Annotated in this window: 20 protein-coding genes and 1 tRNA gene; 13 read left to right on the top strand and 8 right to left on the bottom strand. The window is 70.0% G+C overall.

The features are described from left to right. Nucleotides 1-345 precede the first annotated feature (345 nt). A complete protein-coding gene (locus A4X16_RS05050) occupies nucleotides 346-1,767 on the bottom strand; it encodes a zinc-dependent metalloprotease (RefSeq protein WP_067117341.1) in 1,422 nt (473 codons plus the stop codon). A gap of 117 nt (nucleotides 1,768-1,884) precedes the next feature. On the opposite strand from A4X16_RS05050, the gene A4X16_RS05045 reads away from it, so the two are divergent. Then, nucleotides 1,885-2,979: a YlbL family protein gene (locus tag A4X16_RS05045; protein WP_082914284.1), complete on the top strand. Its 1,095-nt coding sequence runs from the start codon at nucleotides 1,885-1,887 to the stop codon at nucleotides 2,977-2,979. A 72-nt stretch (nucleotides 2,980-3,051) separates the two neighbouring features. Then, a complete protein-coding gene (locus tag A4X16_RS05040) occupies nucleotides 3,052-5,952 on the top strand; it encodes a UPF0182 family membrane protein (RefSeq protein ID WP_067117336.1) in 2,901 nt (966 codons plus the stop codon). Between the two features lie 297 nt (nucleotides 5,953-6,249). Here A4X16_RS05040 and A4X16_RS05035 read toward each other — a convergent pair. Continuing rightward, nucleotides 6,250-6,323, bottom strand: a tRNA-Met gene (locus A4X16_RS05035). Nucleotides 6,324-6,402: 79 nt separating this feature from the next. On the opposite strand from A4X16_RS05035, the gene A4X16_RS05030 reads away from it, so the two are divergent. Then, a complete protein-coding gene (locus A4X16_RS05030; protein ID WP_067117332.1) occupies nucleotides 6,403-7,221 on the top strand; it encodes a carbon-nitrogen hydrolase family protein in 819 nt (272 codons plus the stop codon). A 10-nt stretch (nucleotides 7,222-7,231) separates the two neighbouring features. On the opposite strand, the gene A4X16_RS05025 is transcribed toward A4X16_RS05030, so the two are convergent. Further along, a complete protein-coding gene (locus A4X16_RS05025) occupies nucleotides 7,232-8,431 on the bottom strand; it encodes an aminotransferase class I/II-fold pyridoxal phosphate-dependent enzyme (protein ID WP_067117329.1) in 1,200 nt (399 codons plus the stop codon). Between the two features lie 98 nt (nucleotides 8,432-8,529). Between A4X16_RS05025 and A4X16_RS05020 the strand changes: the two genes are divergently transcribed. The 3 genes from A4X16_RS05020 to A4X16_RS05010 are packed head-to-tail and all read left to right on the top strand — an operon-like array spanning nucleotide 8,530 to nucleotide 12,876. Beyond that, complete coding sequence (locus A4X16_RS05020) at nucleotides 8,530-10,131, top strand: S1C family serine protease (RefSeq protein WP_082914283.1); 1,602 nt, start codon at nucleotides 8,530-8,532, stop codon at nucleotides 10,129-10,131. A gap of 58 nt (nucleotides 10,132-10,189) precedes the next feature. Continuing rightward, nucleotides 10,190-11,443, top strand: a complete 1,254-nt coding sequence (locus tag A4X16_RS05015) for a CDP-glycerol glycerophosphotransferase family protein (protein WP_067117326.1) — start codon at nucleotides 10,190-10,192, stop codon at nucleotides 11,441-11,443. Next, entirely contained in the window at nucleotides 11,440-12,876 is a 1,437-nt protein-coding gene (locus tag A4X16_RS05010; RefSeq protein WP_067117323.1) for a CDP-glycerol glycerophosphotransferase family protein, read from the top strand. Before A4X16_RS05015 ends, A4X16_RS05010 begins: the two co-directional genes overlap by 4 nt. Nucleotides 12,877-12,896: 20 nt before the next feature. Here A4X16_RS05010 and A4X16_RS05005 read toward each other — a convergent pair whose 3' ends face one another. Next, nucleotides 12,897-13,970 (bottom strand): glycosyltransferase family 2 protein, encoded by a 1,074-nt coding sequence (locus A4X16_RS05005; RefSeq protein WP_067117321.1) that lies wholly within the window; start codon nucleotides 13,968-13,970, stop codon nucleotides 12,897-12,899. A gap of 99 nt (nucleotides 13,971-14,069) precedes the next feature. Between A4X16_RS05005 and A4X16_RS05000 the strand changes: the two genes are divergently transcribed. From A4X16_RS05000 to A4X16_RS04975, 6 genes are all read left to right on the top strand, one after another. Further along, nucleotides 14,070-15,353: a CDP-glycerol glycerophosphotransferase family protein gene (locus A4X16_RS05000; RefSeq protein WP_067117318.1), complete on the top strand. Its 1,284-nt coding sequence runs from the start codon at nucleotides 14,070-14,072 to the stop codon at nucleotides 15,351-15,353. Continuing rightward, entirely contained in the window at nucleotides 15,350-16,126 is a 777-nt protein-coding gene (locus A4X16_RS04995) for a biotin--[acetyl-CoA-carboxylase] ligase (protein ID WP_067117315.1), read from the top strand. Before A4X16_RS05000 ends, A4X16_RS04995 begins: the two co-directional genes overlap by 4 nt. Nucleotides 16,127-16,177: 51 nt before the next feature. Then, complete coding sequence (locus tag A4X16_RS04990) at nucleotides 16,178-16,732, top strand: PH domain-containing protein (RefSeq protein ID WP_067117312.1); 555 nt, start codon at nucleotides 16,178-16,180, stop codon at nucleotides 16,730-16,732. 90 nt (nucleotides 16,733-16,822) lie between these two features. Then, nucleotides 16,823-17,947: a 5-(carboxyamino)imidazole ribonucleotide synthase gene (locus A4X16_RS04985; RefSeq protein ID WP_067117309.1), complete on the top strand. Its 1,125-nt coding sequence runs from the start codon at nucleotides 16,823-16,825 to the stop codon at nucleotides 17,945-17,947. A 119-nt stretch (nucleotides 17,948-18,066) separates the two neighbouring features. After that, nucleotides 18,067-18,534 carry a 5-(carboxyamino)imidazole ribonucleotide mutase gene (purE, locus tag A4X16_RS04980; protein WP_067117399.1) on the top strand — a complete coding sequence of 156 codons (468 nt, stop codon included), beginning with the start codon at nucleotides 18,067-18,069 and terminating at the stop codon, nucleotides 18,532-18,534. Then, nucleotides 18,531-19,985, top strand: a complete 1,455-nt coding sequence (locus tag A4X16_RS04975) for an LCP family protein (protein ID WP_067117306.1) — start codon at nucleotides 18,531-18,533, stop codon at nucleotides 19,983-19,985. The genes purE and A4X16_RS04975 overlap by 4 nt, the downstream gene beginning before the upstream one ends. Nucleotides 19,986-20,209: 224 nt before the next feature. Here the strand turns inward: A4X16_RS04975 and A4X16_RS04970 are convergent, their stop codons facing one another. Together A4X16_RS04970 and A4X16_RS04965 are read right to left on the bottom strand one after the other, a co-directional pair. Continuing rightward, a complete protein-coding gene (locus tag A4X16_RS04970; protein ID WP_067117303.1) occupies nucleotides 20,210-20,791 on the bottom strand; it encodes a hypothetical protein in 582 nt (193 codons plus the stop codon). 143 nt (nucleotides 20,792-20,934) lie between these two features. After that, entirely contained in the window at nucleotides 20,935-22,695 is a 1,761-nt protein-coding gene (locus tag A4X16_RS04965; RefSeq protein ID WP_067117301.1) for a DUF4012 domain-containing protein, read from the bottom strand. Nucleotides 22,696-22,806: 111 nt separating this feature from the next. Between A4X16_RS04965 and A4X16_RS04960 the strand changes: the two genes are divergently transcribed. Then, complete coding sequence (locus tag A4X16_RS04960; RefSeq protein ID WP_067117298.1) at nucleotides 22,807-23,880, top strand: glycosyltransferase; 1,074 nt, start codon at nucleotides 22,807-22,809, stop codon at nucleotides 23,878-23,880. Nucleotides 23,881-23,898: 18 nt separating this feature from the next. Here the strand turns inward: A4X16_RS04960 and A4X16_RS04955 are convergent, their stop codons facing one another. Both A4X16_RS04955 and A4X16_RS04950 read right to left on the bottom strand, forming a co-directional pair. Next, nucleotides 23,899-24,642: an ABC transporter ATP-binding protein gene (locus A4X16_RS04955; protein WP_067117295.1), complete on the bottom strand. Its 744-nt coding sequence runs from the start codon at nucleotides 24,640-24,642 to the stop codon at nucleotides 23,899-23,901. Beyond that, complete coding sequence (locus A4X16_RS04950; RefSeq protein WP_082914286.1) at nucleotides 24,626-25,462, bottom strand: ABC transporter permease; 837 nt, start codon at nucleotides 25,460-25,462, stop codon at nucleotides 24,626-24,628. Before A4X16_RS04950 ends, A4X16_RS04955 begins: the two co-directional genes overlap by 17 nt. Nucleotides 25,463-25,686: the final 224 nt, after the last annotated feature.

The raw sequence follows: 25,686 nt of genomic DNA, 5'->3' as shown, positions 1-25,686 counted from the left end.
GCGCGGCGCCTCGGGGTCGTCGATGAGGAGAGGGTCCAGTCTGGCCAGCAGCATCCGCGCCTCGGCCCGCGGAGCGCCGACGGAGTGCGCGAGGACGTCGAAGGACGCACGTCGGAAACCGGCCGCCATCCTCCCGATCAGTAGCTCTACCCAGGGCTCCGAAGCCGGTATCCGCAGCGTGCCCTCGATGCCGATCTGCAGCGTCTCGGCGTCGCGCCAGAGCAGCGGGACGCCGGGATCGACACGGGTGATCGTCTTGGGTGTCAGCGGAGGCATCCCCCGATTCTGCGGATGCGTCCTCCTCGTCGGGGCGCTCTCACCGCATCCGTGGAGAAGTGCTCCGCGTCATACCGGCCTATCGCCGCCGGGACCCTTCTCGTCGGCGTCCCCGTCCTCGTCCGAGGACCCGCCGGCGTCCTCCTCGGAGCTCGCCTCGGCGGAGAAGTCCTCCCCGTCGAGCAGTCGGGCCAGTGCCTCGTCGAACTCGTCGGCGACGGGCTGCTCACCGCGTGCGGTCGCCTGCAGACGAGCCACCAGCGCCGACGGGTCGTCGATGTCCTCCGACGTGGGCATGAGGTCGGGGTAGTCCCACAGCGCATCGCGCCCGGCGGTCCCGACCGCATCCGTGACCGCCTGCCACATCGCCGACGCCTCCCGGAGGCGGCGCGGGCGCAGCTTGAGCCCGACCAGCGCGCCGAGGGCGTCCTCGGCGGGCCCGCCGACGGCACGGCGCCGACGGGCGGCCTCGGCGATCCGCGCGCCGTCGGGGAGACGCGACGTCGCCTGCGCGGTCACGACGTCGACCCATCCGTCGATCGTCGCGACGAGGTTCTCCAGGCGCGCGAGCGCCTCGCGCTGCGCCTCGGTCTGCGTCGGAAGCAGCGCACCACCCTCGATCGCCGCCCGCAGCTCCTCAGGGTCGGAGGGGTCGAGGCGGCTGGCGACGTCCTCGAGCGCGTCGACGTCGACCGTGACGCCGCGGGCGAAGTCGGTGATCTGCGCCATGACGTGCAGATGCAGCCACTTCGCGTGGCGGTAGAGACGGGCGTACGCGAGCTCGCGTGTCGCGAGATAGAGCGTGATCTGGTCCTCGGGGATCTCGAGCCCCTCGCCGAATGCCGAGAGGTTCTGCGGGATCATCGCCGCGGTCCCCGCGGGCAGCACCGGGATGCCCACATCGCCGCCCGACACGACCTCGAGCGACAGATTGCCGAGCACCTGCCCGAACTGCGCGGCGAAGACGGAGCCGCCGAGTCCTCGCATGAGCTTGCCGGCGCCCTGCACCAGACCGCGCATCTCATCGGGGACCTGGGTGTCGAGCGCGCTCGTGAGGGCATCGGCGATGCTGGTCGACACGGGATCGGCGATCTCCTTCCACACCGGCAGGGTCGCCTCGACCCACTCGCCGCGGGTCATCGCGCGAGGCGACTCGGCGAGCTCCGAGATGGTCGTCGCCTCCCCGAGCCAGAGGTTCGCGAGAGCGAAGGAGTCCGCGAGGGAGGTGCGGGACCCGTCGGCGATGCCGAGGCCGTCGCGGTTCGCGATGTGGAGCGCCTGGCGGAGGGCGTTCTCCCACGCGTCGCCGCCGAACGCTCCCTGCAGCTGCGCCATGATCGTCTGCATCATGGCGGGGTCGAGCTGGAGCCCGTCCATGCCGGAGAACGCGTCGCGCAGTGCCTCCGGATCGATGTCGCCGGCACCCTGGCCGGCCATCATGCGTCGGAGGAACTCCTGGAAGTCCTCGGGGGTGGGGTCGTTGTCTGCCATCGCGATCGCCTCTCAGCACGTCTGAAGCCGTGGCATCTACGCTAGTCACAGGATGCGCCGCGAGACCCCGTCGCGGGCAGATCGCTGTACGCCGCCCGCGAACGACGGAGGAACCCTGTGGATCGAACACGGTCTGTGAAGCTCGGACTGGGAGTCTGGGCCCTGATCGTCGCGTTGATCGCGCTCGTCGTCCTGACCTTCCTGCCGACGCCGTACGTCATCCAGCGACCGGGGCCGGTCTACGACACCCTGGGCACGGCCGCGGGGGCCGACGGCGAGCAGGTGCCGCTGATCAGCGTCGAGGGCACGGAGACCTTCGAGACCGCAGGCACGCTCGACCTCACCACCGTGCAGGTGGTCGGCAACCGGGAGCGCACGCCCAGCTGGTTCGAGCTCGCACTGGCGTGGACCGACCCGTCGCGCGCGGTCGTCCCGCTCGACTCCGTCTTCCCCGAGGGCGTGACGACCGAGCAGCGCGACGAGCGCAACGCCACGCTCATGGTCGACTCGCAGCACGAGGCGACGGCGGCGGCGTTGAACGAGCTCGGTCTCGAGACGGGGGCCGAGGTCGCGGTCGTGGACGTCGTCGACGACGCGCCGGCCGAGGGAGTCCTCGAGCCCGAGGACGTGATCACCGCGATCGACGGGGAGGATGTGACCTCCGCGAAGCAGCTGCGCCAGGCGATCCAGGATGCCGGCGGAGACGAGATCGCCTTCACGGTGCTGCGCGACGGCCGGGAGGAGGAGGTCGAGGTCACGCCCGAGAAGCGCGTCGAGAACGACGAGACCACCTGGCTCATCGGCGTGACGCTGCGCACCGACTACGACTTCGCGGTCGACGTCACTCTGCAGCTCGACAATGTGGGCGGTCCGAGCGCCGGCATGATGTTCGCGCTGGGGATCATCGACACCCTGACCCCCGGCGAACTGAACGGCGGCGAGAACGTCGCCGGTACGGGCACCATCGAGGCCGACGGCACGGTCGGACCGATCGGCGGCATCCGTCAGAAGCTGTACGGCGCGCGTGACGCCGGCGCCGGCTACTTCCTCGCCCCCGAATCCAACTGCGACGAGGTCGCCGGCCACATCCCCGACGGGCTGACGGTGGTTAGCACCGCCACCCTGGAGGACTCGCTCGCCGCCCTCGAGGTCATCGCCGACGGCGGCGACGTGTCCGCCCTGCCGACCTGCGACGCCGCCGCCGCCCGGTGAGGCCCTCCGTCGTGACCTCGCCGTGACCGGGATGACAGCCGCAGCACAGTAACGGATGCCTAGGATGGGACGGTGACCTCGACTTCTGCTCCGAACCCGGCCACTCCCCGAACCTCGCGAAGAATCTTCGGCATCTCGTTGGCGATCATCGCCGCGCTCATCGCCGTCTTCTTCGTCTTCGCGTCGCTCTTCACCGAATTCCTCTGGTTCGACCAGGTGGGCTTCGCGGGAGTCCTCACCACCCAGTGGTTCGCCACGGCGGTGATGTTCGTCGTCGGGTTCCTCGGCATGGCCGTGCCGTTGTTCGTGGCCATCCAGCTCGCCTACCGCCTGCGCCCGGTCTACGTGCGGCTGAGCTCGCAGCTGGATCGGTACCAGGAGGTCATCGAGCCGCTCCGGCGCCTCGCCATGTGGGGCATGCCGATCTTCTTCGGTCTGTTCGCCGGATTCTCGGCGGCGAGCCAGTGGAAGACGGTGTGGCTGTGGGCCAACGGCGTCGCCACCGACCAGGTCGACCCGCAGTTCGGCGTCGACACGGGCTTCTACATGTTCGCGATGCCGTTCTACTCGATCCTCGCGGCGTTCGTGTCGGCGGTGCTGCTGCTCACCCTCATCGTGACGGCGCTCGTGTCGTACCTCTACGGCTCTGTCCGCATCGGACAGGGCGAGCTGCGGATCTCGAAGCCTGCGCGCATCCAGCTCGCGGTGATCGCCGGCCTCTACCTGCTCGTCCAGGCGGCGAGCCTGTGGCTCGACCGGTACAAGACCCTCGTCACGCAGGACGACCGCATCGTCGGTCCGGCCTACACCGGCGTGAACGCCACCATCCCCGGTCTCGCGATCCTCGCGGTCATCGCGGTTCTCGTCGCCATCCTCTTCTTCGTCACGGCCGTCATCGGCCGCTGGCGCTTCCCCCTGGCCGGCACGGCGCTCCTCATCGTGGCATCGCTCGTCGTCGGCGTCGGGTTCCCGTGGGCGGTCACGACCTTCCAGGTGCGCCCGAACCAGAACGCGTATCAGGCGGAGTTCTACCAGAGGAACATCGACGGCACGAAGGAGGCCTACGGAGTCGCCGATCTCGAGACCACTCCGTTCGAGGCCGAGACCGACGCCGAGGCCGGTCAGCTGCGCGAGGACGCCGAGACGACGGCATCCATCCGCATCGTCGACCCCGCAGTGATCAGCCCCGCGGTGCGCCAGCTCGAGCAGTACCGCGGGTACTACCAGTTCCAGGAGAACCTCGACGTCGACCGCTACGAGATCGACGGGGTCATGCAGGACACGGTGGTCTCGGTGCGCGACCTCGACATGGAGGGCGTCGACGTCACCAACTGGAACAACCGCGCAGCGGTGTACACGCACGGATACGGCCTCGTCGCCGCGGCGGGCAACCAGCGCACGAGTGACGGCGAGCCCGTCTTCCTCGAGCGCGGCATCCCGTCGTCCGGGTTCCTCACCGACCAGGAGAACTTCGAGCCGCGGGTGTACTTCGGCGAGAACTCGCCCGAGTACTCGATCGTCGGCGCGCCCGACGGGACCGAACCCGTCGAGATCGACTACCCGCGCGGCAAGGACGGCTCGAACGAGACGAAGACGACCTTCGAGGGTGAGGGCGGTCCGGCGATCGGCAACACGTTCACCAAGCTCCTCTACGCGCTGAAGTTCCAGTCGGAGCAGATCCTCTTCTCGAACCTCGTGAACGAGGACTCGCAGATCCTGTACGACCGCGACCCGAAGACGCGCGTCCAGAAGGTTGCCCCGTACCTCGAGCTCGACAGCGACCCGTATCCGACGGTGGTCGACGGTCGCATCGTCTGGGTGATCGACGGCTACACCACGAGCTCCACCTACCCGTACTCGACGAGCGTGAGCCTGTCCGAGGCGATCGCCGACTCGAACGTGCCGTCGCCGACGCTCGCGATCGACGAGATCAACTACATCCGCAACTCGGTGAAGGCGACCGTCGACGCGTACGACGGATCGGTGACGCTGTACGCGTGGGACGACGAGGATCCGGTGCTGCAGACGTGGCAGAAGATCTATCCCTCCACGCTCAAGTCGGTGAGCGACATGTCCGCCGACCTGATGAGCCACGTGCGGTACCCGACCGATCTGTTCAAGGTGCAGCGCGACATCCTCGGCACCTACCACATCGACACGGCCGGCTCCTTCGCGCAGCAGGACAACCGCTGGCAGACGCCGAACGACCCGCGCAGCGACGCGGTGCTCCAGCCGCCGTACTACCTGACCATGCAGATGCCGGGACAGGACTCGCCGCGGTTCTCCATGTTCTCGACGTTCATCCCGTCTGCGTCGGGCAGCGGAGGCAACCGCGACGTCCTGATGGGTTATCTCGCGGTCGACTCGGACGCCGGATCCGAAGCCGGCGTGAAGGCCGAGGGCTACGGTCAGCTCAGGATGCTGGAGATCGATACGGACACCACGGTGCCCGGTCCCGGTCAGGTGCAGAACACTTACAACTCGGACACCGCCGTCGTGCCGCAGCTCAACCTGCTCCAGCAGGGTGAGTCCGAGGTCCTCTACGGAAACCTGCTGACCCTCCCCGTCGGAGGCGGTCTGCTCTACGTCCAGCCGGTGTACGTCCAGTCGTCCGAGGGCACCAAGCTGCCGCGTCTGCAGAAGGTGCTCGTCGCCTTCGGCGACAAGGTCGCGTTCGAGGACACGCTGACCGCGGCGCTCGACACGCTGTTCGGCGGCGATTCGGGAGCGACCGGAGGCGACGACCAGGTGGAGCCGACGGAGCCGGACCCGGACACGGGTGAGGTGCCGACCACGCCCGCCGAGCCGACCGATGCGCAGGCGGAGGCGCTCGCCGCCGCCCAGCAGGCGCTCACGGACCGGGACGCGGCACTGAAGGCCGGCGACCTGACGAAGTTCGCCGAGGCCGACAAGCGGCTGACGGATGCCGTCAACACCCTGCTCGAGCTCGAGGCCGCCGCCGCGGGGGAGTGATCTCCCGCTGACGCGGTCGGAAGGGCGCCCCCGAGGGGCGCCCTTCTGCGTCTCCGGCATCCGGAGTATCGGCCTCCCCGGCATCCGCTGTCGCGGTCTGCAGGGCGGATGCGCATGTGCAGGCCGATCCTGCGGGTCTCACCCTGCAGATCGACATCGGACCTGCAGACCGACAGGGGGCGCGATGGTGTCGGCCACCTTTCGTGGAGGCTCGGCGTCAAGGCTGAAGCGGGACACAAGAAAGGCCCCTGATCTGGATTTCTCCTGATCAGGGGCCTTTCTTGTGTCGCATTCTCGTTGCGGGGACAGGATTTGAACCTGCGACCTCCGGGTTATGAGCCCGGCGAGCTACCGAACTGCTCCACCCCGCGGCACGAGTTATAGCCTAACACGCTTTCCGAGGGGTGGCGAATCGAGGCCCCGCATCGACCGATGAGGGAGGATGTCAGCATGACCGAACCCGTCTCGTCCGCCGCCGTCCCCGTGGCGGTGTGCCAGTTCGCGCCGACCGATTCGCGGGAGGGCAATCGCGATCGCATCGCGGCGCTGACGGCGGATGCCGCGGCGCGCGGCGCGAAGCTCGTCGTCTTCCCCGAGTACTCCAGCTACTTCGTGAATCCGATGGACGCGACGCTCGCGGAGAACGCCGAGGATCTGGACGGCGAGTTCGTCGCCACCCTCACCGCCCTCGCCGCGGAGTACGGCGTCGTGATCGTCGCCGGCCTCGTCGAGACCGCATCCGACGCGGCGCATGTGCGCAACACGGTCGTCGCCGTGCGCGGCGACGGCCTGCTCGCGTCGTACCGCAAGCAGCACCTGTACGACGCCTTCGGTCAGAGCGAATCGGACTGGGTGGAGGCGGGGGAGCTCGGCACTCCCGCCTCCTTCGAGCTCGCCGGCATCCGATTCGGTCTCATGACCTGCTACGACCTGCGCTTCCCGGAGGTGTCGCGCACTCTGATCGATCAGGGCGCCGACGTCCTCGTGATCCCTGCCGAATGGGTGCGCGGGCCCCTCAAGGAGCACCACTGGACCACCCTCCTCGCGGCGCGGGCGATCGAGAACACGGCGTACGTCGTCGCCGCCGATCACCCGGCTCCGATCGGCGTGGGGCACTCCCAGGTCGTCGATCCGCAGGGCGTGGTGCTCGCCGGCGTCGCCTCGGACGAGGGCATCGCCGTCTCGGTGGTCGACCGGTCCGTCATCGAGCGCGTCCGTGAGACGAACCCCTCGCTGCGGGTCCGGCGTTACGCCGTCCGGCCTCGCTGAGCCTCCGACCTCAGAAGCTCGCGGCGAGACGAGTCGCCGCCTCCTCCAGCACCTCGATGCGCTTGCAGGCCGCGAAGCGGATCAGACCGGCGTAGTGCGGCCGGTTCTGCTCCGACGTGAAGGCGCTCAGCGGGATGGCCACCACACCAGCCCGGTGCGGCAGCTCGCGGCAGAAGGCGGCGGCATCCGCGCCCCCCAGCGCCGTCGCATCCGCGACGGTGAAGTACCCTCCCTGCGGCGCGTGCACATCGAAGCCCGCCGCACGCAGTCCGGCGCCGAGCACCTCGTGCTTGCGCGCGAGCGTGGCGGCCGCGTCGGCGAAGTACCGGTCGTCGAGGCGGAGACCCACGGCCACGGCGGGCTGGAACGGCGCCCCGTTCACATACGTGAGGTACTGCTTGACCGTCAGGACCGCCGTGATGAGCTCGGCGGGACCGTGCACCCATCCGATCTTCCATCCGGTCGTCGAGAAGGTCTTCCCTGCGGACGAGATCGTGAGCGTCCGTGCCGCGGCATCGGGCAGCGTCGCGATCGGCGTGTGCGGCGCACGGAAGGAGAGATGCTCGTACACCTCGTCGGTCACGATGACGGCGTCGTGCAGCTCGGCCAGCCGCACGACCTCGGCGAGGACCTCGCGCTCGAACACCGCGCCGGTCGGGTTGTGGGGGTCGTTGACGAGGATCACGCGCGTGCGGTCCGTGACCGCGGCTGCCAGGCGATCGAGGTCGGGCTGGAAGTCCGGGGCCCGCAGCGGCACGGTCACCAGACGCGCCCCCGCGAGCGCGGCGGCCGCGGCGTAGGAGTCGTAGTAGGGCTCGAAGACGACGATCTCGTCCTCCGGGCCGTCGACGAGGGCCAGCAGCGCGGCGGTGAGCGCCTCGGTGGCCCCTGCGGTCACGATCACCTCGCTCTGCGGATCGACCTCCAGTCCGTAGAAGCGTCGCTGGTGCTCACTGATCGCGGTCAGCAGGTCGGGAGCCCCGCGTCCCGGCGGGTACTGGTTCACGCCCGCGGAGATCGCGGCTCGCGCCGCCTCGAGCACCTCCGCCGGACCGTCCTCGTCGGGGAATCCCTGACCGAGGTTGATCGCACCCGTTCTCGCCGCGGCCGCGGACATCTCTGCGAAGATGGTGGGGGCGACGGTTCCATCGTCGGCCAGCAGTCCGGCCCCCGCCGCTGTACGCCGCCATGCGCCTGGGATGACACTCATGAAGAACAGGCTAAGGCCATAGGTGAAACTCATCTTCGCCATACGAAACGCACAGATACAGGCGTCACTCTGAAGGGGCGTTGTTGAAGGAGCACACCATGAACGAAGACAACACCCAGGACCACTCGGCACCCGCGTCGCACGACGCCGTGCCGTCCACCGAGGCAGCAGAGAGCGTCGACCGTTCGACGCCGCATGCCGCCGCTGAGCCCACCGGCGTCGACGCCGCGGCGTCGCGCCCCGGTCAGGGGCACGAGGTCCCGTCGATGTTCACCTCGACCCCGCCCGCCGCGCCGGTCGCCCCGTCGAACCCGTTCGCCGCTCCCGCGTCGCAGACGGCCGCCTACGGCACCCCCGCGCACCCCGGAGCCGCCGCTCATCCCGGAGCCCCCGCTCACCCCGGCGCGACCGCGACGGCATCCGGCGCGGCCTTCGGCATCCACACGGCCGGGCAGCCCGCGCAGCCGTTCGAGTCGAGCACCGCGACGAAGCCGCAGAAGACGCGCGGAGGTGTGAAGTTCGCCGCCATCGTGGTGGCCGCAGCCCTCGTGGGCGGCGTCGCCGGGTTCGGCGGGGGAGCGATCCTCGACGGCATCTCGAACGAGAACTCCTCCGGCGTCGCACAGGGGCCGAACACCGTGACGGTGAACAATCCCGGCTCGGTGAACGAGACGACGGCAGTGGCGACCGAGGTGCTGCCCTCCGTCGTCACGATCGAGGTCGCCGGTTCGAGCGAGGCCGGCAGCGGCTCCGGCGTCGTCATCAGCGACGACGGCTACGTCCTCACCAACACCCACGTGGTCACGCTCGGCGGTGCGGTGGCGGACCCCACGATCCGCGTCACGACCTCCGACGGCCGTATCTTCGAGGCGACGGTCGTCGGCACCGACCCGATCTACGACCTCGCCGTCATCAAGCTCACCGGCGCCGAGGACCTCACGCCGATCGAGTTCGCCGACTCCTCCGACCTCAACGTCGGAGACACCGCCGTGGCACTCGGAGCGCCTCTCGGACTGTCGAACTCGGTCACCACGGGCGTCGTCAGCGCGCTGAACCGCAGCATCCAGATCGCGTCGTCGGCCCTGCCGGACTCGTCGTCGGAGGATGCGCCGCAGGAGCAGCAGAGTCCGCAGGAGGGCGACAGCCGGGGTCCGTTCCAGTTCGACCTGCCGGGCAACACCAACCAGCAGGCCTCGGAGTCGATCTCCATCGCGGTCATCCAGACGGATGCGGCCATCAACCAGGGCAACTCCGGTGGCGCGCTGGTGGACAGCAAGGGCCAGCTGATCGGCATCAATGTGGCGATCGCGAGCTCGGGCAGTTCCGAGGACTCCGGATCGATCGGCATCGGCTTCGCGATCCCGTCGAACATCGCCCAGCGCGTGGCGGAGGAGATCATCGCCGACGGTGCGGCGAGCCACGGGCTGCTCGGCGCATCGGTGCAGGACGCGGCGAGCGTCGAGGGCGCCTCGGTGGCCGGCGCCTATATCGCGGATGTGACCGACGGCGGCGCGGCGGCGGCGGCCGGCCTCCGAGCGGATGACGTCGTGACCGCCTTCAACGGCGCGCCGATCACCAGCGCGAGCGACCTCACGGCGCAGGTCCGCGCCGCGGCCGGCGGCAGCGATGCGAAGGTCACCTACATCCGTGGCGGCAAGGAGTACGAGATCGATGTGACGCTCGGCGACCTCGCCGGCTGATCGCCGACCGTCTCCTCGGCTCCCGAAGAAGGACGCCACCCCGCGATAGGCTCGCGGGGTGGCGTCCTTCTCCTTCGGATCCGGCAATGCGGCCAAGCTGCTGCGGATCCCGCTCTACCTCGCCGGGCGCATCGGCACGCTGCTGATCCCGCGCGGCACCCGCTGGGTCTTCGGCTGCGGGGCGGGCGTGGGCGACGGCGCATTGGCGCTCCGCACGCTCGCCGACGAGCGCGGTCACGAGACGCTCTGGCTGACGGCATCCGATCGCGAGGATCGCGATGCGGCAGCGCTGGGCATCCGGTCCGTCCGCAAGACCGGCCTCCGCGGCTGGTGGGCGACCGCGCGCGCCGGGGTCGTGGTCGTGACCCACGGGCTCGGGGACGCCAACCGCTACGGCATCTCCGGAGCCTTCGTCGTGCAGCTCTGGCACGGGATCCCGCTCAAGCGCATCGGGCTCGACTCGCCCGCCACCACCCAAGTGCCGGATGTCCCCGGTGCTGCGCTGCTGAGCCGTCTCGTCGGAATCCTGTACCGCGCGGCGGCTCGACGCATCCGCGTGCTCCCGGCCGCCTCGCATCGCTCGCGAGGACGGCTCGAGTCGGCGTTCGCGCTGGGTGACGACCGCGTGGTCGTCACCGGTGAGCCGCGCGTCGACGTCCTGTCCCGGGGCACGCCCGAGGATCGGCGGGCGCACGCGGCCGCGGTGCTGCACCGCGCGGGCGAGGAGCCGCTCTCCGGTGCGCGGACGATCCTCTACGCGCCCACCTGGCGTGACGGCGCGGCGGATCCCGCGATCCCGTCGGCAGCGCACTGGCTGTCGATCATCGGGCTGCTCGACCGTCACAATGCGGTGCTCCTGATCCGCTCCCACCCCCTCGGCGAAGGGGACTATCACCCCCCGGTGCCGAGCAGGAGGATCCGGATGCTGGGCGCGGCCGTCGTCCCGGATGTGACGCCCGTGCTGCCTGCGATCGACGTGCTCATCACCGACTACTCCTCGCTCGCCTACGACGTGGGCCTGTTGGCGATGCCGGTGGTGTACTTCGCACCCGATGCGGAGGAGTACGCCAGGGTGCGGGGCTTCTATGGCCGTTACGAGGACGTCGCCGGAGCCGATGTCGCGACGGACTGGGACGATGTCGTGTCGGCGCTCGACGCGCTGCTCGCGGACGACGGCGAGTTCGAGGCCGCATCTCGGCGTTCCGCTACGCTCAGCGCGGAGATGCATGCGTTTCGCGACGGGCGCAACACCCGACGGGTGTACGAGACAATCCGTGCGCGGGGGATTCCCGCGCCGAAGGGAGCAGCATGACGACCGCCCGGATCGATGAGACGGCAGAGACGCTGGTCATCGCAGGGGCCGGGGTGCGACCCTCGGCGGCGGAGCTGATCGGTCCCCGGGCACGGGTGAGCGCGCGCATCACGGGAGGCGGCAAGACGTGGAAGGCGACCTTCCCGCTGCGGGCCTCGAGGTGGGGCGGCGCAGAGCTGCCCCTTCCGACCGGACAGTACGACGTCCGCATCGCCGACGTGGATCTGGACGACCTCCACGTCGCCCCGCATGTCCTCTCGGGGGTGCGGGTCGAGCTCGACGGCGCCACCGCGCGGATCGCCGCTCCGATCGACCCCGTGTACGAGACGGTCGAGGGACAGGCGACGCTCGAGGGCCGCTACGTCGCCTCCGCCGGCGGCACCGAGAACGCGGTCTTCTTCGAGAGCTTCTACGGCCGCAGCGTGGGCTGCAATCCGCGGGCGATCGACCGCGCGCTCGCTGCCCAGGCGCCGGACGTGGTGCGGTACTGGAGCGTGGTCGATCTGTCCGTCGCGGTGCCGGAGGGTGCCGTCGCCGTCGTCGAGGGCAGCCCGGAATGGTGGCGCGCCCGAGCATCCGCTCGACTGCTCGTCGTGAACGACTGGCTGCGACGGCGCTTCGCGCGCAAGCCCGGTCAGCGGGTGATCCAGACCTGGCACGGCACCCCGCTCAAACGGCTCGCTCTGCATCGGCCGGGATTCGACCCTCGACGCATGGCGGCGGTCATCAAGGAGTCGCGGAGATGGGATGTGCTGCTGGCGCAGAACACGTACTCCGAGCGCATCCTCCGCAAGGCGTACGCGTTCTTCGGCCGGCCGATCTGGGTCGAGGGATATCCGCGCAACGACGCGCTGGTCACGGGGGACCGCACGGCGATCCGCGCGTCCCTCGGGATCGAGGAGGGCGAGCGCGTGCTGCTCTACGCCCCGACCTGGCGCGACGACCGCACGGAGATGGTCGACTTCGTCGACGCCGAGAAGCTCGCGAGGCAGACCGATTCCGTCGTCCTGGTCCGAGGGCACTCGCGGACCCTCGACGCAGGGCGCGATCGCGCCGGGGCGAGGGTCGTCGACGTCACCGGATACCCCGAGACCGCGCAGCTGCTCCTGGCGGCGGACGCGCTGATCACCGACTACTCGTCGGTGATGTTCGACTTCAGCGTCACCGGCAAGCCCATGTTCTTCCTCGTCCCCGACCTCGCCCATTACCGCGGTGAGCTCCGCGGGTTCTACTTCGACCTCGCATCGCGGGCGCCCGGTCCGCTGGTCACGACGCAGGACGAGCTGGTCGCCGCGCTCGCCGACGGCACCGCGGAGGAGGCCTACGCGGAGCGCTACGCGGCGTGGCGCGCGCAGTTCAACCCGCGGGACGACGGGCACGCCGCCGACCGCGTGGTGGCGCGCATCCTCGATCAGGGTCTCGTCTCCCGCTGACCCCGATCGAGAGTCTGCCGCTAGGGCAGCGGGGTGTTCCGCGTCCCGAGTCGTGAGGCGTCCACGGTGTCTCCGGCGCCGCGGAGCACGCCGCCGATGAAGCCCAGGCCCCACGAGAGATGCATCGTCGGCAGCACGGCCAGCGTCCACAGTCGCTGACGGAGGCCTCCGCCCGAGGGCGAGCAGGCGACGGCCAGCACGAGCAGCACGTAGGCGAGCAGGGGCAGGTACACCAGCGCCGAGACGACGACGGAGAGGACCCCGCCGATCACGCGAGTCGCCTGCAGCACCCCGACGACGGCGGCCACGGCGACGAGCACGACGAGGGCCGGGGGAGCGAAGTAGCGGATGCCGTTGCGGCGACCGAACCGGCGCACCAGCTCTCCGCGCCAGGCGCCCGTGGCCCGGAACTGGCGGGCGAGTCGCAGCCAGCTCTCACGCGGCCAGTAGGTGACAGCGAGCTGCGGATCGAACCACACGCGGTGGCCCGCCTGCCTGATCCGCAGGTTCAGCTCCCAGTCCTCGCCGCGACGGACCGATTCGTCGAACAGGCCGACCTCGTCGAGGACCTCGCGCCGCATCACGCCGAGATAGGCGGACTCCGCCTCGCCCTCCTCGGTGCCGCCGTGGTAAGCGCCGCCGCCGAGGCCGACGGGAGAGTTGTAGAGCCGTGCCACGGCCTTCTGGAACGGCGTGCGACCGTCGGCGCGCATCACCCCACCGACATTCGCCGCCCCGCTGCGTTCGAGGGTCGCGAGGGCCCGAGCGGCGTATCCCGGCGAGAGCTCGGAGTGCGCGTCGACACGGATGATCGTCGCGTACCGGCTCGCGCGGATCGCGGCGTTCAGTCCCACCGGGATGTGGGCGGCGGAGTTGTCGACGAGGCGGATCCGCGGATCGGCGGCGGCGAGATCGCGGGCGAGCTCCGTGGTCCCGTCAGAGGACGGCCCGAGGGCGAGGACGAGCTCCGCAGGCAGATCCAGCTGCTGCGCGAGGACGGAGCGGACGGCGTGCTCGAGGTACGCGCGCTCGTTCAGGACGGGCATGACGAACGACACCCCGGGATCGGGGACGGTGGCGTCGTTGTCGGGCATAGAACGATCATGGCATGCGCGTCCGGAACGTTCGCTGACCGGCGCACGCCGCGCTGCCGGGAGTGCTCGCGCCGCAACCCCGCTCGGTATCCTGGAGGGATGGGTGCAGTCTCCGACGTGAAGAAGGCCTACCGTCTGTTGAAGCGGGCGCTCGCCTCTCGCACGGCCGTCCAGCGGGTGCGTCGCCGGCTCGCCGCGAGCGAGCCGCACGAGCCGGGTCGCTACCGGGTGGCCGTGTACTTCGCCGACGGCGCCGTGAACATGTACCAGATGCGTCAGTGGTACCGACCCCTCGCCGAGCTGGGGCGGCGCTGGCCCGTCGTGGTGCTCGCGCGCTCGGCCACCGGCGCGGACAGGCTCCTCGACGAGGACGCGCCGCCCGTGGCCTTCGTGCCGACCGTGCGCGACCTCGAGCGGTTCCTCGCCACGCAGGACATCCGGGTGGTGCTGTACGTCAACCAGAACACCCGCAACTTCCAGATGTTCCGCTACGGCCGTCGGTGGCATGTGTTCATCAACCACGGCGAATCCGACAAGATGTACATGACGACCAACCAGTACAAGGCGTACGACTACGCCTTCGTCGCGGGTCAGGCCGCGCGCGACCGGCTCTCCCGCACGCTGTGGGACTACGACATCGATCGCCGCACGATCGAGATCGGTCGCCCGCAGGCCGATCACTATTCCGGATCGCTCCCATACACCCCGGACGAGCGCACCGTGGTGCTGTATGCGCCGACCTGGGAGGGCGACCGTCCGAGCGCGCACTACGGATCGATCGCGACGCACGGCGAGGCGCTGATGTCGGCGCTCCTCGCCTCGCCGCACCATCGCGTCGTCTACCGCCCGCATCCGCGGAGCGGGGTCGTCGACCACGAGTACGGCGCGGCGCATCGGCGCATCATCGCGGCGATCACCGCGGCGAACGCCGCGGACCCGCGGGCGCAGCACGTCTACGACGACGGGCCGGATCTCGGATGGCAGCTCGCCGCCGCCGACGTCGCCATCGTCGACATCTCGGCCATGGTGTACGACCGTCTGGCGGTCGGCAAGCCTCTGATGATCACGCGCCCGAGCGACGAGCGCGCCTCGATCGACACCAACGGCTATCTGTCGGACTGCGAGTGGCTGACGACCGACGCCGCGGCCGACATCGTCGCGGAGGTCGAGCGCGTGCGGGCGGACGAGGCGGCTGTCGCACGGCTCCGCATGTGGGTGCAGCACTACTTCGGCGACACGACGCCGGGCGTCGCGACCGAGAAGTTCCACGCCGCGATCGAACGGCTCATGCAGGACTGGGACCGCTGGCACGCGCATGAGATCGGAGCGATCCGCGGAGACGAGGACGACGACGACGACGAGACGGACGACGAGGAGGCATGACGGTGGATCTCCCGCTCTCGCGAGCCGTCGCCTCCCGCATCGACGTCCTGTCCCAGGCGGGGTCGACGAACGCGATGCTGCGAGATGTCGCCGGCGACGGCGGAGCGTGGCCGCATCTGTCCGCGATCATCACCGATGACCAGACGGCCGGTCGAGGACGGCTCGACCGCACGTGGACCGCGCCGGCGGGCGCATCCGTCGCCATCTCGGTCGTCGTGCGGCGGCTCCCCGAACGTCCCGATCTGCGCGGCTGGCTCCCGCTCGCCGCGGGAGTCGCGATGGCGGATGCGGTGGCCGAGCAGCTTCCGGACGACGGCGTCGCGGTGAAATGGCCGAACGACGTGCTCGTGGGCGGTCGCAAGATCAGCGGAATCCTCGCGGAGGCGACCGCCGATGCCGTGATCATCGGAGCGGGCGTGAACACGGCCATGACTCCCGCCCAGCTGCCGGTCCCCTCCGCCACCTCGTTCGCCGTGCTCGGCGCCGACGTCGACGTCGACCGGCTCATCGCGACGTACCTCGCCGGACTCGACCGGCTCGTCACGGCGCTCGCCGCGGCCGACGACGCGGTGGGGGGCGGTCTGCACGCCGAGGTGGTGCGTCGCTGCGCCACGCTCGGACTCGGGGTCCGCGTCTCGTTGCCGGGGGACAGGCTGCTCGAGGGAGAGGCGGTCTCGCTCGACGCGGAGGGTCGACTCGTCGTGCGCGTCGACGGTGAGGAGCATGCGGTCTCGGCCGGCGACGTCGTGCACGTGCGGCCGTCCGGAGCCTGACACGCCCGGGCCGCGAGGCGTCTTGTCGGCGGCGGCAGGCACAATGGAGGGGTGACCCAGCCCGTGACTCTCGGCGGACGCCCGACGATGCCGCCTCCCGGCGCGCCCAGCGAGGAGCTGCTCATCGCGCGGTTCCGCGGGCACGCCCGTCGGCTGTTCTGGTCGGCGCTGGTGCTCATCGCGGTCTTCGGTGCCACCGCCTACTTCTTCGACAACCTTCCCGCGCCGTTCGAGAACTGGATGCTGCTGAGCGCGGCCGGAGCGATCGTCCTCCTTCTCGTCGTCGTGCCGTACATCGTGTGGTTCTCCCGGTCGACGACCGTCACGACCCGTCGGGTCATCGTCAACCACGGCGTGGGCTCCCGCAGCCGTCGTGAGATGTCGCATGCGAGGGGGTACACGATCGGCGTCCGTCGGGGCCTCGCGCAGCGCATGTGGGGCGCGGGCACGATCACCCTGTCGAACGGCGTCGACGCTCCGCTGCGGCTGGCGAACGTCCCCAACGTGACGCTCGTGCACGAGACCCTCGCCGACCAGATCGAGGTCAGTCAGATCCTGGCGCATCGTGACGCGCAGTCCTCGCACGAGGGCGCCGGGGACTCCTGACCCCGGCGCGGGCCGTGCTCCGCTCCGGACGCCGTGTGATCCGCTCGCGTCGCGATGCGAGAGAATGGTCGGGACGAATGGAGGCGGCACATGGCGCTGCGCGTGGGCGTGATCGGTGGAGGCCAGCTGGCCAGGATGATGATCGCTCCGGCGGTCGAACTGGGACTCGAGCTCCGCGTGCTCGCGGAGGACGAGGGGATGTCGGCCCAGCTCGCCGCGACAGCGGTCGGCGACTACCGCGATCTCGACGCCGTGCGGGCCTTCGTGGCCGACGTGGACGTCGTCACCTTCGACCACGAGCACGTGCCGCAGCAGGTTCTGCGTGCTCTCGTCGAGGAGGGCGTCTCCGTGCACCCCGGACCCGATGCGCTGCAGTTCGCGCAGGACAAGCTCGTCATGCGGGCCCGCCTGGCCGAACTCGGCGTGCCGCAGCCGGACTGGGCGCCCGTCCGCGACGTCGCCGAGCTGCAGGTGTTCCTCGACGCCCACGGCGGCGCGGGCGTTGTGAAGACCCCGCGTGGTGGATACGACGGCAAGGGGGTCCGGGTCGTCCGGGACGCGGCCGACGCCCAGGACTGGCTGGATGCCCTCGCGGACGGCGAGGCATTGCTGGTGGAGGAGCTCGTCGCTTTCGCACGCGAGCTCGCGCAGCAGGTCGCGCGACGCCCCAGTGGTCAGATCGTCGCCTATCCCGTCGTGGAGACCGTGCAGCGCGACGGCGTCTGCGCCGAGGTGATCGCCCCCGCGCCGGCGGCCGCAGGACGTCTCGCCGAGGTCGCTGAGGGCATCGGCCGGTCGATCGCCGAGGGCCTGGGCGTCACCGGCATGCTGGCCGTCGAGCTGTTCGAGACCGACGACGAGCGCGTCCTGGTCAACGAGCTCGCCATGCGTCCGCACAACAGCGGCCACTGGAGCCAGGACGGCGCGATCACCGGGCAGTTCGAGCAGCACCTGCGGGCGGTGGCCGACCTCCCGCTGGGCGACACCTCTCCGCGAGCGCCCTGGTCGGTGATGGTGAACATCCTCGGCGGCCCCGCGGAGGGCTCGCTCGGCGACCGGTTCTCCCGCGCCATGGAGGAGCATCCGTCCGCGAAGATCCACACCTACGGCAAGGCTCCGCGTCCCGGCCGCAAGGTCGGTCACGTCAACGTCGCGGGAGACGACCTCGACGACGCGGTGTACACCGCTCGGGCCGCGGCCGCGCACTTCGACTGACGAGCGGGACGATGCCCGCAGAAGGCGTGCCGTTCGGGGGATCTCTCAGCCCGAGACCGTAGCCTGAGTGGGTGACCGAGCCATTGCACTCCTCCACCGCGCCCCTCGTCGGCGTCGTCATGGGATCCGACTCCGACTGGCGCGTGATGAGCGACGCGTCTCAGGCGCTCACGGACTTCGGCATCCCGCACGAGGTGGAGGTCGTGTCGGCCCATCGCACCCCCGACAAGCTCATGCAGTACGCGCGGGAGGCGCGAGGGCGAGGCATCCGCGTCATCATCGCAGGGGCGGGGGGAGCGGCTCATCTTCCGGGCATGCTCGCATCGATGACCGCTCTGCCCGTCGTCGGCGTTCCGGTGCCGCTCGCCTACCTCGACGGCATGGACTCGCTGCTCTCCATCGTCCAGATGCCGGCGGGCATCCCCGTCGCCACCGTGTCCATCGGCGGAGCGCGAAATGCGGGTCTGCTGGCCGTGCGCATCCTCGGCGCCTCGGATGACGAGCTCGCCGACCGCGTCGAGGCGTACGCCCTCGACCTCGAGGTGCAGGTCGAGGAGAAGAACGAACGGCTGAAGGGCTCCCTGTGACACTCGCGCCGCCGCGCGGGTCGGCTCGTCCGCTGATCGAGACACGGCCGCTGCGCCGTCCCGACACGTCGGACGCCGCAATGATGACGAAGCGCGGCTGGTGGCTCGTGCTGCTCAACGTGCTCGTCCCCGGGTCGGCCCAGGTGCTCGCCGGAAGCCGCCGCCTCGGCCGCTTCGGTCTGGGCGCGACGCTCGTCGGCTGGTCCCTCGTCGTAGTGACCGCGGCCCTCGCGCTCTTCGCGCGCCCCGTTCTGCTCTGGCTCACCGTCGGAGGGGGCTTCGTCTCGGCGGCCATCCTCACGCTGGTGCAGGTGCTGCTCGTCGGCTACATCGTGCTCTGGATCGTGCTCACGTTCGATGCGCTCCGGCTCGTCCGCCTCGTCAAGGTCCCCGGCCTGTCGAAGTTCGCCATCCCGCTCGTCGCGCTGCTGCTTCTCGGGATGGTCGGCGGCGCGACCGCCTACGCGGCGACGGTGGTCGGCTCCGCTCGCAACACCATCAGCTCGATCTTCGGTCAGAGCGGGCCCAGCCTTCCCCCCAGCGACGGGTACTACAACATCCTTCTGCTGGGCGCTGACAGCGGAGAAGGGCGCGACTCGATGCGGTACGACAGCATCTCCGTCGTCTCGGTCAACGCCAGCACGGGAGCGGTGACGATCACCGGCATCCCGCGGGAGCTGCCGAATGCGCCGTTCAGCGAGGGAAGCCCGATGCAGGCGCTCTATCCGAGCGGCTTCGAGGGACACAACTCGAGCTCCTGCGGATGGAACGGCTGGATGAATCATGTCCGCAACGCCGCGGAGATCTGCCGGGAGGACGGTGGCGCGAGCCTCTACCCGGACGCCGCAGCGCGGGGGTCCGACCCCGGCATCGAGGCGACGAAGGATGCGGCCGAGGGAGTCCTGGGGATCGAGATCCCCTACTACGTGTTCGTCGACATGCACGGGTTCGCGGATCTCGTCGACGCTCTCGGCGGGGTCAAGATCACCGTCACGGAGCGCCTGCCCAAGGGCGGCCCGCCCGACGGCACCGACCCGTACGACGTCGACGCCTGGGCGATCGGGTGGATCGAGCCCGGCGAGCAGGTCATGGACGGCGACACGGCTCAGTGGTATGCGCGGTCGCGGTACACGACGAGCGACTGGGATCGGATGAAGCGGCAGCGGGAGCTGCAGGAGGCGATCCTCGCCCAGTTCACGCCGCAGACGGTGCTCACCCGGTTCAACGAGGTCGCCGCGGCCGGCACGGCGCTGATCAGCACGGATCTGCCGCAGGACAAGCTACCCGAATTCTTCGACCTGATGACGAAGGCGAAGGAGCAGCCGGTGACGACGATCGAGCTCACCCCCGAGAACGGCGTCGACGAGTACGAGCCGGACTACGCCTACATCCGTGAGCTCGTGCAGCAGGCCCTGCATCCGCCGACGGAGACGCCGACCCCCACGCCGTGACCGAGCGCGCTCGAGCTCGTGAGCGCGGCCGTCCTCATGCTCCTGACGGGAGCCTGACGTCCGCGTGCTGTGCTGAGCGCGCACGAAAAACCCACGACGGCCACCCGAGAGTGAAGGTGACCGTCGTGGGCCTCCGGTCGGAGACCGGATTCGCCAGACGACGGTGATCGGAGGGGGAGGGATCACCGTCGTCCAGTCGACCCCCGCAGAGGCGAGGATCTGATCTAGGCGCGCTTGCGACGCGCGACGCCGGTGACGACGAGTGCTCCTCCGGCGACCAGTGCGGCCGCTCCGCCTCCGAGCACCCACGGCGAGACCTCGCCGCCGGTGAGCGCGAGCTCGAGGCTCCCGCCCGTGAGCGGCAGCTCGGTCCCCGCTGCCGCGACGCCGGGGTCGCGATCGCAGCTCGCGGCCGCGTCCTGTCCCTGCGACACGGTGATGGTCGCGGTGTACGAACGCGTCCCCGCGAAGGCGAGCGAGTACGACCCCTGACCGTCGGTCGGCGGGCGGAACGTCACGAGCAGGCTGCCGTCGGCAGCCGCCGTGTTCCCGGAGATCGCCGAGTCGCCGGCGTTCTGGCCGGAGACGGACACGCCCACGTTCTCGGACGGCTGGAAGTAGCCCGCACCGAACGCGACCGATGAGACCTCGCACGTGTCGATGATCGGATCATCGACGGCCACGCGAGGCGTGTTCGCATACGAGTCGTCCGCGGTCGGGACGGTCGGTGCGGCGGAGGCGACAGCAGGTGCCATGAGCACCAGCGCGCCAGCAGTAAGGCTGATCGCAGCCAGTTTCTTCAGCATGATTCTCCCCAGAAATTCACGCGGAATCGCATCCGGATACACCCCTGCGTCCGATTGCGTGGGCTCATCCTGTCCCCACGACAGGATTGCTGAACCCAGATATTCCCCAGTGAGGATGACACTACATCATCGGAGTGCCAAAGTCACGATGCGCATCGCAGTTGTGTCCGTGTCGTTTTCGGAGCGTCGATCATCGGCGTGTGCTCGACGACGGTGAGTCGCTCTCCCGCGCCCTCGCCCTGGAATTCGACCGTGATCGTGGTCGACTCGCCGGGAGCGAGCAGGACGTCGTGCTGCACGGCGGTCCTCGTTCCCAGGAGCGCGGTCTGCACGGGCGGTTCCTCGCCGTCCCTGTCGATGTGCGAGGGCGTCGCCCCCTCCGGGCCGTACACGGTCACGAGGGTGCGCACCGAGCCGGGCTCGACGCCGTAGGTGCCCCCGCCGGTCACGTACACCGGGAGCGCGGTCCCCGCGTCCGCGGGAGCGCCGTTCGTCCAGGTGACCCGCACCTGGGTCGTCGGCCGACCGTCGCAGCTCCCGATCGAGGTCGATATCTCGGCATCCGCGTAGTAGTCCATCTTCGCGCCCGTGGCGTCGTTGAGGAGGATGCCGACGTGGGTCTCCGTGTCGTCCGCGGGCAGCGCCCCGCCGAGGGTGGACGACGCGAGCAGCGACTGCTCCTCCTCGTGCGCGCTCCAGATGCGGATGCGGTCCTCGCCTGCTGACTCCGCCAGGGCGCCGACGAGGTCCTTGGGATCGGCGCCGGAGAGAGCCGACCCCAGCATCGCGGAGGCCGCCTGGGCGAAGATCTGATCCTGCACCAGCGGGTCGGGGACGGCCGCATAGATCTCCGACAGCAGGAAGTCGACGACGTTGTCCTTGTCGGCGGTGAAGGGGCCGAAGGCCAGGGGGCCGGTGACGGCGAGCAGGCTGCGCGCCATGACGGCGTCGACCGCGATCACGCCGTCGACCGGTGTGCCGAAACGCTGCTGCCAGCGTGCCGCGATGGTCGGTCCCGCCTCGGTGAAGTCGGGGATGCTCGTGATGTTCTGGAGGTAGCGGCCCGGACGGTCCTCGAAGAGGGCGATGGTGGAGTCGCTGAGCGGCAGCGCGGTGTCGAGCGGCGGGAAGTCGGCCGTGGAGGCCTGCTGGACGAGGCTGATCCGCCCGCCTTCGGCCAGCACGAGGGCGATGGCTCCCACGATGCCGCCGGACGACCGCAGCTCGGCGTTGTTCTGCATCGCGAGCACGTAGTAGCGCGGGCCCTCGGCGCCGAGCATGCTCGGCAGCAGCGCCGCTGCGCCGTGCAGCGAGCCGATGACGGTCGCCGCCTGCGTGACGGTCGCCCGCATCTCGCGGACCGCGTCGGCGAGGGGAGGGAGGGTCGCGTCGGCATCGATCGCGAGCGCCTGGTCCTCCGCGGCGGTCAGCGTGTCGCTCGCGTCGGCGAGCGACGGCTCGATGGCGGTGAAGGGGGCCAGGTCGATCCCTCCGTTGGAGAGGCCGAGCGTCCCGAGGTCCAGCTCGCCGGCGGCATCCAGGACCGGCAGGAGGGCGTCGGAGGCGACCTGGTCGGCGATCTCCGAGACGTCGCGGACGGCCGAGAAGTTCGGGCCGAGCCAGGGGAGCGCGGCGAAGCCGTTCCAGATCGGGTCGGAGGTGAGGGAGTGCGCGGACTCCGCGTGATGGGCGATGCTCCGGGACAGCGACGCCGCGCGATCGAGATCCCCCTCGCCGATCGCCGTCTTGAGCGCCTTCGACGAGGTCGCGACCTGCTGCAGGTCGTTCACGGCGCCGATGCCGCGGATCGTCACCCATCCGATCGCGAGCACGAGAAGGGTCACGATGACGCCGATGGCCCAGCGGAGCCAATGGCGTTCGACCGGAAGGCGTCCGTCACTCACCTCTGCATTCAAGCACGAAAGCGACATATCGGTAGCGGGCGGGTACGACGATTCTCCGCGCGCGCCGGCGGCCTCCCAGGAACCGGCGTGGCGGGCGATTACTGTTGTCGCATGGGTGCTCGGCTGCGTGTTGTTCTCGATCAGCTGGTGCACGTCGTGAGTCCCGACCTGGCCTCCGCCGCATCGGATCTCGCCGCAGGGCTCATCGCGACCGCGCCCAGCGGATGCGACGTCGAGGCCATCGTCCCCGCGTCGGCGGAGGTCTCGATCCCGGGGATGGCCGATGTGCGCCAGCTCCCGCTCGCACGACGGGAGCTGGCGGCGTCGTGGCAGATCGGCCTCGCCCCGGGCGTCGGCGGTGGCATGATCCACTCAGCGTCGCTCATGGCACCGCTCGTGCGTCATGATCGGGTGCACGACCACGACCAGACCACGGTGACCGTCTGGGATCTCCAGGCCTGGGAGGCGCCGGACTGCCTGTCGAAGACCGCCGTCGCCTGGCACCGGGCGATGCTGAAGCGCGCGGCGAAGCACGCCGACGCGATCGTCGTCCCCTCGCACGCCATGGCGGAGCGCCTCACCGAGATCGCGAAGGTCGGCAGCCGCGTCCGGGTGATCCCCGGCGCCGCGCCCGACGGGTTCGTCGTGCCGCTCGACGCCGCTGCTCGCCGCGACGCCCTGTCGCTCCCCGCCGGCTACATCGTGCTCACGGGGTCGCTCGAGTCGCTCCGCGCCGGATTCGCGGCGGCCGTCGCCGCCGGCCGGGACGCGGTCGTGCTCGATGCTCCGGAGGGCGCCGAGCCGCGGATCGCGGAGGTCGCCGCCGCCGCGGGCCTGCCCGAGTCGCGCGCGCACATCCGAGGATCCCTGTCGCGCGACGACCGAGCCGCCGTGTTCGCGGGAGCGGCAGCCCTCGCCGCGACCGGCGAGCTGACCGCGTGGCCGTGGCGTGTCATCGAGGCCATGACTCTGGGCGTACCGGTGGTCGCCGTCGACTCCGCGACCCACCGCGACGTGATCGTGGACGGGGGAGCGATCGTCGCGGCATCCGACCTGCCCGCCGCCGTGGAGGATGCCGTGGGCGCGGGCGCGCGCAGGCTCAGCGTGCTGGGGGCGGACCGATCCCGGGCGTTCTCGTGGATGAGCTCCGCGGAGCGCGTCTGGGGGCTGCACGCCGATCTCTGAGGCGGAGCCGTGCGCGGGTCACGCGCGCATGATCTCCACGGCCTCCGTGCTCGGACCGTCGAAGCGGATCTTCCCGCCCTGGAGGAGGATCCCGCGGTCGCATAGCTTCGAGACCATGTTCAGGTCGTGGCTGACGACGACGAGGGTCTTCCCCTGGGCGTGCAGCTCGCGCACTCGGGCGAGGCACTTCTTCTGGAACGGCTCGTCGCCGACCGAGAGGATCTCGTCGATCAGGAGGACGTCCATCTCCGTGTGGATGGCGACCGAGAAGGCGAGGCGGAGGAACATGCCCGAGGAGTAGTGCTTGACCTCGGTGTCGATGAACTTCTCGATCTCGCTGAACGCGACGATCTCCTCGTACCGGGCCTCGGTCTCCTTCTTGCTCATCCCGAGGATCGCCGCGTTGAGGAAGATGTTCTCGCGACCGGAGAGATCGGGGTGGAATCCGGCGCCGACCTCGATGAGACCCGCGACGCGGCCGCGGGTGAGCACCGATCCGGAGTCCGGCTCGAGCACGCCGGAGATGAGCTTGAGCATCGTCGACTTGCCCGAGCCGTTGAATCCGAGCAGCGCGACCGACTCGCCCTCGCCGATCTCGAAGGACACGCCGTCGAGGGCGTGGAAGTCGGTCGTCAGCGGCTTGCGGCGGATCGCCGCGAGGGCGGTCTCCTTGATGGAGTGCGTGTGACGGAGCTTGAAGTTCTTGTGGACATCGTCGATGACGATGCGCGGGAGGGTCCGGGTGTCAGAGGTCTTGGGCAAAGCGGCCCTCCAGTCGGCGGAAGACGAGCTGGCCGATGACCAGCGCGATGAGGGAGGTCACGAGCGCGATGAGACCGTACGTCCACAGGCCCGGAACCGCTTCGGCGGAGTCCTGGACGAGCGGGAACCAGATGCCGTAGTGGAACAGCTCGACCGCGGCCGTGATGGGGTTGAGACGGTAGAGGACGAAGAGCCAGTCGGGAACGACCCGGGCGACCTGCACCCAGTCGTACATCACCGGGGACGCCCAGATCGCGACCATGACGATGATCTCGACGAAGCTCTGCGCATCGCGGAACGTGACGTTGATCGATCCGAAGAAGAGGCCGAGTCCGGTGGCCAGGATCGCGATGATGACGAGCGCCAGCAGGATCGCGCCCAGCGAGGCGAAGGTCGGAGCCCAGCCGAAGAACAGCGAGATCGCGACGACCACGATGATCTGGGGCACCGTGTTGACGGCGGCGATGAGCATGCTCGACACCGGGAACATCTCGCGCGGCAGGTAGATCTTCTTGATCAGCGCCGCGTTGTCCACGAGCGACCGGGTGCCGTTGGAGAAGGCCTCGTTGAAGAAGGTGACGACCGTGATGCCGGACAGGAGGTAGATCGGGAAGAACTCCACCCGGTCGTTCGCGCCCAGGAAGACGCCGATGGCCACGAAGAAGACGACGAACTGCACCAGCGGCTTCACGTACGACCAGAGCCACCCGAAGATCGAGCCCCGGTACCGGATCTGGACTTCCTTGCGCACGATGAGCGAGAGGAGATGCCGCTGGCGGAAGACCTCGAGGAGACCTCGATTCGCGCCGGGGGTCGTCATCCTCTGGTCGTCGACTGTGCCAGCCTGTGCCACCGAGATTCCACCTTCCGTGCGCGGACGTATGCGCGCGCACCGTCAGCAATCATACGATCCCCTCTCTCCGTTCCCTGGCATATCGGTGGGGAGCGCGACGGTCCGGACTCAGGCGCGCCCCAGAGTCGCGCCGTACTGCGCTGGTAGGATCGCGGAGGTCTCGTTGCGTCCGTCGATCCGAAAGCACACTG

Source organism: Microbacterium sp. H83 (assembly GCF_001650405.1).
Lineage (GTDB): Bacteria > Actinomycetota > Actinomycetes > Actinomycetales > Microbacteriaceae > Microbacterium.
This window is presented reverse-complemented; position numbering and strand designations above follow the sequence as displayed.

What these genes read in the sequence shown, in the direction of transcription:
- A4X16_RS04985 (WP_067117309.1), top strand. Translation starts at nt 16,823, where the DNA reads ATGGCGCTGCGCGTGGGCGTGATCGGTGGAGGCCAGCTGGCCAGGATG.
- A4X16_RS04995 (WP_067117315.1), top strand. Translation starts at nt 15,350, where the DNA reads ATGACGGTGGATCTCCCGCTCTCGCGAGCCGTCGCCTCCCGCATCGAC.
- A4X16_RS05020 (WP_082914283.1), top strand. Translation starts at nt 8,530, where the DNA reads ATGAACGAAGACAACACCCAGGACCACTCGGCACCCGCGTCGCACGAC.
- A4X16_RS04970 (WP_067117303.1), bottom strand. Translation starts at nt 20,791, where the DNA reads ATGCTGAAGAAACTGGCTGCGATCAGCCTTACTGCTGGCGCGCTGGTG.
- purE (WP_067117399.1), top strand. Translation starts at nt 18,067, where the DNA reads ATGGGATCCGACTCCGACTGGCGCGTGATGAGCGACGCGTCTCAGGCG.
- A4X16_RS04960 (WP_067117298.1), top strand. Translation starts at nt 22,807, where the DNA reads ATGGGTGCTCGGCTGCGTGTTGTTCTCGATCAGCTGGTGCACGTCGTG.
- A4X16_RS05050 (WP_067117341.1), bottom strand. Translation starts at nt 1,767, where the DNA reads ATGGCAGACAACGACCCCACCCCCGAGGACTTCCAGGAGTTCCTCCGA.
- A4X16_RS05025 (WP_067117329.1), bottom strand. Translation starts at nt 8,431, where the DNA reads ATGAGTGTCATCCCAGGCGCATGGCGGCGTACAGCGGCGGGGGCCGGA.
- A4X16_RS05030 (WP_067117332.1), top strand. Translation starts at nt 6,403, where the DNA reads ATGACCGAACCCGTCTCGTCCGCCGCCGTCCCCGTGGCGGTGTGCCAG.
- A4X16_RS05010 (WP_067117323.1), top strand. Translation starts at nt 11,440, where the DNA reads ATGACGACCGCCCGGATCGATGAGACGGCAGAGACGCTGGTCATCGCA.
- A4X16_RS05000 (WP_067117318.1), top strand. Translation starts at nt 14,070, where the DNA reads ATGGGTGCAGTCTCCGACGTGAAGAAGGCCTACCGTCTGTTGAAGCGG.
- A4X16_RS04950 (WP_082914286.1), bottom strand. Translation starts at nt 25,462, where the DNA reads ATGACGACCCCCGGCGCGAATCGAGGTCTCCTCGAGGTCTTCCGCCAG.
- A4X16_RS05005 (WP_067117321.1), bottom strand. Translation starts at nt 13,970, where the DNA reads ATGCCCGACAACGACGCCACCGTCCCCGATCCCGGGGTGTCGTTCGTC.